Here is an 8,512-nt window from a genome sequence, read left to right on the forward strand (position 1 = left end):
TACTGGTATCAGGTACTTCCAACAACAATGAAAATGGAAATGCCACCGGTGGAAGACAGACTTCCTGTAGTACCGGTACTTCCTGAAAGAAAGTTAGAAAAGCCTGAACTTACCGAGGAAATGAAGGCAGCTATAGAAAGCTACGAAAAACGTTGGGAAGTATACAAGCCGGCAAGAGATGAGCAGTTTAGAATTAAGGAAGCAAAGGCAAGACGTGAGTCAAAACTTAATACTGAATTTGCAAAGAAACTAAGAGACGAATACGACAAATAATCATACAGGAGGAAACCAAATGAACGAAGTTCATTTATAAAAATGTTTCCGACGAAATGTCGCCGACCGAAGGGAGGGGGCAATACATATTGATTAGGAGGAAAATATATCATGTCACAGGAATTGTTAAATGAGAATATAAAAAAGGCTCAGGAAGAAATTGAGAAAACAAAAGATAAAGTGTCTGAAGGAAAAATGAGACAAAATTATCATTTTATGGCACAACAGGGCTGGATTAATGATCCAAATGGTCTGATATATTATAAGAATAAATATCACTTTTTCTATCAATACAATCCTTATGATGCGTATTGGGGAGCAATGCACTGGGGACACGCCATTAGTGACGATATGCTACACTGGGAGTATCTCCCGGTGGCATTGGCTCCAAGCGAACCATATGACAATCATAAGGAAGGTGGATGCTTTTCAGGAAGTGCCATTGAACATGATGGAAAGCTATACCTTGTATATACAGGAACAACAAACTATGGAGACGGATTTATCCAGTCACAGTGTCTGGCATACAGCGAGGATGGTGTTCATTTTGAAAAATATGAAAATAATCCTATTATTCCACACCCGCCGGAAGGCTATGATGAAAGTAATTTTAGAGATCCTAAGGTTTGGAAACATGGTGATTACTTCTATTTAGTTTGTGGTTCTAAGAAAAATAATTTGGCAAGTGCCCTGTTATATCGGTCTAAGGATTTAAAAAACTGGGAGTTTTTCAATGTTCTTGCAGAGAGCAGAGGAGAGTTCGGTTATATGTGGGAATGTCCCGACTTTTATGAAATAGGAGATAAACACGTACTTATGTTTTCGCCTATGGGAATAAATGAGAGAACATCAGTGTACTTAGTAGGAGACATGAATTATGACACGGGAAAATTTACATATACCAATGTAGGTCAGATTGACTATGGATTTGACTATTATGCTCCTCAGTCATTTTTAGACAGTAAAGGCAGAAGAATTATTGTAGGCTGGGCAAATGCCTGGGACTGGATGCCATGGTGGAAAGATTGGGGCCCAAGCTTTAAGGAAGGCTGGTGCGGATTCTTTGACTTACCAAGAGAGGTGGTTTTGTGTCCGGATAATACCCTTAAGTTTGTTCCAATAAAGGAAATTGAAAATATACGAAAAGAAGAAAAGTGTATTAAAGAGATATCTGTAACTAAGGAGGAACAGTTTAATTGTATAGAAAGTGACTGCTTTGAAATGGAAATGGATATTGATTTGGAAAGTACCACAGCAGATAAATTTTCATTGCTTTTAAGATGCAATGAAAACAACAAAACAAAAGTAACTTTCGATTTAAAACATCAGATGCTATATTTTGACAGAAACAATTCTGATAACTGGAGTGAAGGCATTGCCCGAGGACCGTTGATTTTAAAGGACAAAAAGAACATGAAAATAAGGGCTTTTGTGGATAAAAGTTCTATTGAAGTGTATACGGATGACTATAAAACCAACTGTAGCTGCAATGTTTTTGCAGACAGCAGTCAGACAGGCAACTATATTGTGACTGATGAGGGATGTCTTAATATTAGGGAAATAAAGATGTGGGAGTTAAAAGAAACCATTAAATAGATGGAGACAATATAAGGAGGATTTGATATGAGTAAAATTGATGTTACCGCAATGGGTGAACTGCTTATAGATTTTACTGAAAATGGAATAAGTAATCAGGGAAACCCGTTGTTAGAAGCAAATCCCGGAGGAGCACCATGTAACGTATTGTCAATGCTTACTAACCTGGGGCATTCAACAGCCTTTATAGGAAAAGTAGGGGACGATATATTTGGAGAAATGCTTAAAGAAAGAGTTTCAGGACTGAATATTAATATAGAAAATCTTGTAACGGATAAGGAAGTTAATACTACATTAGCTTTTGTACATACGGCAGAAGATGGAGACAGAAGCTTTTCATTTTACAGAAATCCGGGAGCGGATATGATGCTTAGGGCAGATGAAGTTAATTCAGAATTAATAGAAAATTCTAAGATATTTCACTTTGGCACTTTATCCATGACTCATCAGGGTGTAAGAGAGGCAACCATCAAGGCATTAGAGGTGGCAAAAAAAAGCGGATGTATAATCTCCTTTGACCCTAATATAAGGGAGCCTTTATGGGATAACATGGAAAATGCCCGCACTCAGGTTAAAAAAGGCTTAGAATATTGTAATATTCTAAAAATATCTGATAATGAGATACAATGGCTTACCGGAGAGGAAGATTATTCTGATGGTGTACAGAAAATCAGGGAAAAATATGACATAGATCTTATATTAGTGTCTATGGGAAAAGAGGGCAGCAGGGCTTATTATAACGGTATGGTAGTGGAAGCAAATCCGTTTTTAACAAAAGATACCATTGAAACTACCGGAGCCGGTGACACTTTTACAGGCTGCATACTTCATTATATTTTAAATAAAGGTCTTGATAATTTAGACACCCATAACCTTCGGGAAATGCTTAATTTTGCAAATGCGGCAGCTTCTATAATTACCACAAGAAAAGGAGCATTGTGTGTAATGCCAACAAAGGAAGAAATAGAAGAATTATTACACAGCAGATAAAAAGGAAAGTACCGGATGTTGTACTTGCAAACTAAAAAACAGTGGAAATAATAACCAATGCATGATATTCTATAACCAGATTTAATCGGGAGGTAGAATATGGCAAAGGGGTCTAATCAGAAGCTTAAACTAATGTATTTGTTTAAGATTCTAATGGAAAATACAGATGAAACTCATTCTATAAGTATGTCGGATATTCTTTTAAAATTAAAGGATTATGGCATTACGGCAGAAAGAAAAAGCATTTATAATGATTTAGAGAGTCTTAGACAATACGGAGTGGACATTGTTGGAGTACAAAGGGACAGAACCTATTATTATAATGTGGCAAACCGTCAGTTTGAATTGGCGGAGTTGAAACTATTAGTGGATTCTGTTCAGTCGGCAAAGTTTCTTACAACAAAGAAGTCCAATGAACTCATTAAGAAAATAGAAGGTCTTGCCAGTAAATATGAGGCATCTAAGCTTCAACGTCAGGTGTATGTGACAAAGCGGGTTAAGACTATGAATGAGAGTATTTATTATAACGTTGACAATATACATACGGCGATTGCAGGAAACAGGCAGATTAGATTTCAGTATTTTCAGTGGAATATTAAAAAGAAAATGGAATTAAGGCATAATGGCGAGTATTACAGGGTAAGCCCTTGGGCATTATCCTGGGATGATGAAAACTATTACCTTGTGGCATATGATGATACTGAAAAAATAATTAAGCATTTCAGAGTGGATAAAATGTTGCATATAGAAATTACTGAGGATAAACGTGAAGGAAAAGAGTGCTTCAGTGAATTCGATATGGCTGTGTATGCCAGAAAAGTTTTTGGAATGTACAGTGGTAAGGAAGAACGGGTAAAAATCCACTGCGAAAATGCATTAGCAGGTGTAATAATCGACAGATTTGGCAAAGACATAATTATAGTGCCTGATGGAGATGAACATTTTAATGTAAATGTTAATGTGGTAGTAAGTAAACAGTTTATTCATTGGATAATGGCATTAGGAGATGGGGCAACCATTGTTTCACCACAGTATGTGGTGGATGATGTTAAAGAGGAAATAAAAAGACTTTGTGAACAATATAATGTGTAAATAATTTAATGACAGGAAATAATCCTTCTAAAGCGTGTAGATTAAATCTAGGTGCTTTAGGGGGATTTTTTGTGTGAATATAATAGCAGGGATGGCTATGGCAGATTAAAAATATTTATATGGAAATTATTGTTAAAAATATTTGACAAACAAAAATGCATTTATTAGAATAAAAAAGATTTTACAAAACAGGAAAAAATTAAACTGAATAATTAGTGTAAAATAGGAAATACATGACGAGAATGGTGCAGGAGGTAAAGATGTATATAAAAAAATTATGTTATTGGCGGTGTTAAGCTGCTTTTTGTTAACGTCTTGTTCAAAAGAGAGTAGCGTAAGCGTGGTTTATAATACAACAATGGCTAACCAAATGGTTTTTTGTAGTAGCAATGAAATAAGGATATGTATTGATTTTATATATAGTGGTGAAACACCCGCAATAAAGGTAAATGGATTGAGTGGAGATGGATTAGACGAAGTAAACTATGATGGGAAAATAAGTGTAGAAGATTTTGCTAAAACTTTTGCATACAGAGATTATTCCCTTTGCTCGTACATAGTTACAGTGGATATTGGTAAAAAGAAAAAAGATGATATTATTAATGTTGATGGTGTTATGTTATGCATCAATGGTAAAGATGAGGAGATAAAATTTAAAGAACCTCTCAGTTATACTTTTATAGACGATGAAGATAATAATACTAAAGATTTGCAATCTGACAAAAATCCAACAGCTTTTTGTGTAACTGACACGGTTTTGTCATACGGATATAAGGCAACTACTGATATTACAATTAAATCCCTGAGTACTAATGGAATGATTAATATAGATAAAACAAAAGTGTATGTTAATGACAATCAGATTGGAAATTTATCTGATTTACCAATCAGGATTCATAAAGGAGATAAAATTGAATTTGAGGTGACTCCTCAAATTGAAGGGGATGAATCTAATTGGACAAATATATATACGAATATGATTGTAAATTATAACATAGACAAAGAAGAGTATATGAATATTTCAGAGTTATCAATGTTGCCTATAGATGATGAAAAGGGTGTTAAGGAAGTAATAGACTTTATGGTTAAATAGGAGAAGTCTATTAGGTGATTATTAAGGTGATTATTAATGGCGATTAACTGAAAACATATTGACAGCAAAAAAATAAAATGATACAATATAAATGTGATTACAATATGATGAACGAGGTAAATTTATATGAGAAAAACGGTAAAATTATTTTGAGTAGTGAATTGCTTGATGTTGGTTAGTTTGCATACGGTAGGTGCAGCGACGATAGATAAGAATTATAGTAAGTCAAGTGCTGCATATTATGCTAAGATGTGGGCAAAAGGTTATAATACAGCCGGGTATTATAAATCAAATTTAGATTGTACGAATTTTGCGTCTCAATGTATTGAACAAGGTGGTAAAAGAAGGTCGAGTAAGTTACCATCATATGAAGATGTGAGATATTGGAGACCACATTCAGCAACGTGGGAAAATGCTACATATTTTAAAAAATATTGGTCTAAACGCGTTGTATGTGCAGGAAAAGAGATATCTAGTTTAAATGATAAACAGAAAAATGCATATGCATCACTTATTTATAAAATGATTGAACCCGGCGATGTGGTGCAGTATGGTTATTCTTCTAATGAAATTAAGCACTCCCAGGTTAGTTATGATAAAGGTAAGAGTTCAAAAGGGTTTGATACACTGTTAATGGCTCAACATACTAGTAATATGTTAGGAATTATGTTACATGATTATATAAGTACAACAAATTATTCGTATGTTGTGTATTATAATACGGGAAAGAAGAAATAGTTGAAAAGTGATAGGAGGTATGTTATGAAAAAAGTAGTAGTTAGTATGGTAGGCGTATGTTTGGTATCTTCGTTATTGTTTTTTACTTACAATAATGCAGAAGGAAACATAAGAAAAGGCTATAAAAAGCCCATAACAGTAAAGGAACAAAAACAGGAGATTGAATCACTGAAGAATAAGGCACAAGACATATTGGACCAAAAGGGACTTAGTGATGAAGACGCGAAAGAATATAATAAAACTATAGAGGAATTAGGAAATAAGCAAATTGAATATGGTCTATTTGATTATAAGGAAGAGTTGAATGCAAGAATTTCAACAATAGAAGTTGCAATATCTGATATGGAAAGAGAGATGTCGGAAGGTTCAATGCCAAAGGATAAGATTCCGGATGCAGAGTATAGAATTAAAAAATTAACACCTGTATTAGATAAGTATAAGGGAATATTAAAGGAGGCAGAGAACAGGAAAGATTACAATTATGAAGAACTTAGTAATCAGTTTAATGATGAAATTGAGAAAGTATATAGTGAAATAAATTAGTTTTTTTGAAAATACACAAATTATAGTAATAATATATATTTTAATAGAAAAAAATCTGTCTAAGGCATATAGATAAAATCTATGTGCTTTAGATGGATTTTTTTTGTGTAATCAAAGTTTTTGATGATACAGATTAAGGGTTGTTCCGGTTTGATAAGCAAAATATCAGATAACTCCATCCTCAAAAAGTCCGCCTTAAAAAACATAAATTACCGGATTATTATACAAAAATCCTTGAAAATGTATGATATTAAACAACATTTTTTCCCTTTGTAAATCATCATTTTAAAGTATTGACGATGATGGTTTGTGCGGATATACTAGCAACTAATTTGTGACAAGGAGAAGAAAATGTTTGGAAAAATAATTGGAACCGGGTCTTATGTACCAAAGGAAATAGTAACTAATAAGGATTTGGCACAATATCTTGACACTGATGATACATGGATAAGGGAAAGAACAGGTGTGAAATCAAGACATATATCAGGTGATAAAGAAACCACAGCCGATATGGCAGTTAAGGCTGCAGAAAAAGCATTGGAAAACAGCGGACTTTTACCTGATGAAATTGATTTGATTATTGTATCCTCTGTTTCTTCAAATCTTGTTTTGCCTTCAACGGCATGTTTTGTTCAAAAAGCAATAAATGCAAAAAATGCATTTTGCTTTGACATAAATGTTGCATGTACGGGATTTATAACGGCATATAATATTTCCCAGACATTTATAAATACAGGATTAATAAACACCGCTTTGATAATCGGGGCGGAGAGCTTGTCAAAAATTACAGACTGGAGTGACAGGAAAACATGCATATTATTTGGTGATGGAGCAGGAGCTGTAGTGATAAAAAAGGATGAAAATGCCATGTTTGAAACGGTAATGTTTTCTAATGGAAAAAATGGAGATGCCCTTACAATGGAAAATCCCTTTGCATTAAGGAAAACTAATTTGGGAAAAAATCATCAAGGGCAATTTGATATATCCTTTCAGGATATTCAAAAAACATACATAAACATGGATGGCGGTGAAATATTTAAGTTCGCCGTAAAAAAAGTTCCGGAATGTATAGAGGCGCTTCTTGAAAAAATCCATATGGATAAAGATGAAATTGATAAGTATCTTTTGCATCAGGCAAATAGCAGAATAATAGAAGGCATAGCAAAAAGGTCAAAAATTCCGTTGAAAAAAATTCCTTTAAATATTGAGGATTACGGCAATGTTTCCTCAGCCTGTATACCAATGCTTCTAGATAAGTTAAATGGTTTAGACGAAATAAAGGCAGGAGACAAAATTATAATGGCAGGATTTGGCGCCGGCTTATCTTATGGGGCAACTTATTTAGAATTTTAAAAGAGGCAATTACCGGTAAATCCGGATTGTAAATAAATTTTTTGTTAGGAGAAAAGAAATGTTTGAAAGAATCAGAGAAATAATTGTTGAGCAGTTAGGAGTGGATGAGGAAGCAGTAACCCCTAATGCATCATTTGAAAAGGATTTAAATGCAGATTCCCTTGATTTATTTGAAATGGTTATGGCACTTGAGGATGAATTTGACATAAAGATCCCTGTAGAAAATCTGGAAAAAATTAAGACAGTAGAAGATATTGTAAATTACATTAATGAAAACAAGTAAGGAAGAGTGGAAAATGACTACTGAAATTACAAAATTACTTGGAATTAAATATCCTATTATTCAGGGTGGAATGGCATGGGTGGCAGATTTTAATTTAGCTGCCGCCGTTTCAAATGCCGGAGGGCTTGGAATTATAGGTTCCGGCGGTGCACCGGCTGTTTGGGTCAGAGAGCAAATAAGAGAAGTTAAAAAAAGAACAGATAAGCCCTTTGGTGTAAATATTATGTTAATGAACCCTGAGGCAGATGAAATAGCAAAAGTAATTATTGAGGAAAAGGTGCCTGTAGTTACTACCGGTGCAGGAAATCCGGCTAAGTACATGGAACAGTGGAAAAGCAGTGGAATTAAGGTAATTCCTGTAGTTGCCAGCGTGGCAATGGCTAAAATGATGGAAAGATGTGGTGCTGATGCAGTTGTAGCCGAAGGCTGTGAAGCAGGAGGACACATAGGGGAAATAACAACCATGTGTCTTGTACCACAGGTGGCAGATGCTGTCAACATACCTGTAATAGCAGCAGGAGGCATAGCAGATGAAAGAGGATTTATGGCAG

At 34.5% G+C, this 8,512-nt stretch carries 9 protein-coding genes and 1 pseudogene; all 10 read left to right on the top strand.

What is annotated here, in order from left to right:
• A pseudogene (locus Q5O30_RS10350) lies at nucleotides 1-273 on the top strand (hypothetical protein); the annotation flags it as partial.
• Between the two features lie 111 nt (nucleotides 274-384).
• Nucleotides 385-1,869, top strand: a complete 1,485-nt coding sequence (locus Q5O30_RS10355) for a glycoside hydrolase family 32 protein (RefSeq protein WP_021953673.1) — start codon at nucleotides 385-387, stop codon at nucleotides 1,867-1,869.
• A gap of 27 nt (nucleotides 1,870-1,896) precedes the next feature.
• Nucleotides 1,897-2,859: a PfkB family carbohydrate kinase gene (locus Q5O30_RS10360; protein WP_021953674.1), complete on the top strand. Its 963-nt coding sequence runs from the start codon at nucleotides 1,897-1,899 to the stop codon at nucleotides 2,857-2,859.
• Nucleotides 2,860-2,958: 99 nt separating this feature from the next.
• Nucleotides 2,959-3,951 carry a YafY family protein gene (locus tag Q5O30_RS10365; protein ID WP_021953675.1) on the top strand — a complete coding sequence of 331 codons (993 nt, stop codon included), beginning with the start codon at nucleotides 2,959-2,961 and terminating at the stop codon, nucleotides 3,949-3,951.
• 277 nt (nucleotides 3,952-4,228) lie between these two features.
• Complete coding sequence (locus tag Q5O30_RS10370) at nucleotides 4,229-5,044, top strand: hypothetical protein (RefSeq protein WP_302674697.1); 816 nt, start codon at nucleotides 4,229-4,231, stop codon at nucleotides 5,042-5,044.
• 168 nt (nucleotides 5,045-5,212) lie between these two features.
• The gene (locus tag Q5O30_RS10375) at nucleotides 5,213-5,782 is read left to right on the top strand and encodes an amidase domain-containing protein (RefSeq protein ID WP_021953677.1); all 570 of its coding nucleotides are present in this window, start codon (nucleotides 5,213-5,215) and stop codon (nucleotides 5,780-5,782) included.
• A gap of 24 nt (nucleotides 5,783-5,806) precedes the next feature.
• A complete protein-coding gene (locus Q5O30_RS10380; protein WP_021953678.1) occupies nucleotides 5,807-6,325 on the top strand; it encodes a hypothetical protein in 519 nt (172 codons plus the stop codon).
• 351 nt (nucleotides 6,326-6,676) lie between these two features.
• A complete protein-coding gene (locus Q5O30_RS10385) occupies nucleotides 6,677-7,678 on the top strand; it encodes a 3-oxoacyl-ACP synthase III family protein (RefSeq protein ID WP_021953679.1) in 1,002 nt (333 codons plus the stop codon).
• Between the two features lie 58 nt (nucleotides 7,679-7,736).
• A complete protein-coding gene (gene acpP, locus Q5O30_RS10390) occupies nucleotides 7,737-7,961 on the top strand; it encodes an acyl carrier protein (protein ID WP_021953680.1) in 225 nt (74 codons plus the stop codon).
• 13 nt (nucleotides 7,962-7,974) lie between these two features.
• Nucleotides 7,975-8,512, top strand: a 538-nt coding sequence (locus tag Q5O30_RS10395) for a nitronate monooxygenase (protein ID WP_302674720.1), incomplete at its 3' end; no start/stop codon positions are given.

This window comes from Eubacterium sp. CAG:161 (assembly GCF_000432355.1).
In the GTDB taxonomy this organism is placed as follows: domain Bacteria; phylum Bacillota; class Clostridia; order Lachnospirales; family Lachnospiraceae; genus Eubacterium_G; species Eubacterium_G segne.

Coding starts and splice junctions, on each gene's coding strand:
- Q5O30_RS10370 (WP_302674697.1), top strand. CDS start 4,229: ATGTTATTGGCGGTGTTAAGCTGCTTTTTGTTAACGTCTTGTTCAAAA.
- Q5O30_RS10385 (WP_021953679.1), top strand. CDS start 6,677: ATGTTTGGAAAAATAATTGGAACCGGGTCTTATGTACCAAAGGAAATA.
- Q5O30_RS10375 (WP_021953677.1), top strand. CDS start 5,213: ATGTTGGTTAGTTTGCATACGGTAGGTGCAGCGACGATAGATAAGAAT.
- Q5O30_RS10380 (WP_021953678.1), top strand. CDS start 5,807: ATGAAAAAAGTAGTAGTTAGTATGGTAGGCGTATGTTTGGTATCTTCG.
- Q5O30_RS10360 (WP_021953674.1), top strand. CDS start 1,897: ATGAGTAAAATTGATGTTACCGCAATGGGTGAACTGCTTATAGATTTT.
- acpP (WP_021953680.1), top strand. CDS start 7,737: ATGTTTGAAAGAATCAGAGAAATAATTGTTGAGCAGTTAGGAGTGGAT.
- Q5O30_RS10355 (WP_021953673.1), top strand. CDS start 385: ATGTCACAGGAATTGTTAAATGAGAATATAAAAAAGGCTCAGGAAGAA.
- Q5O30_RS10365 (WP_021953675.1), top strand. CDS start 2,959: ATGGCAAAGGGGTCTAATCAGAAGCTTAAACTAATGTATTTGTTTAAG.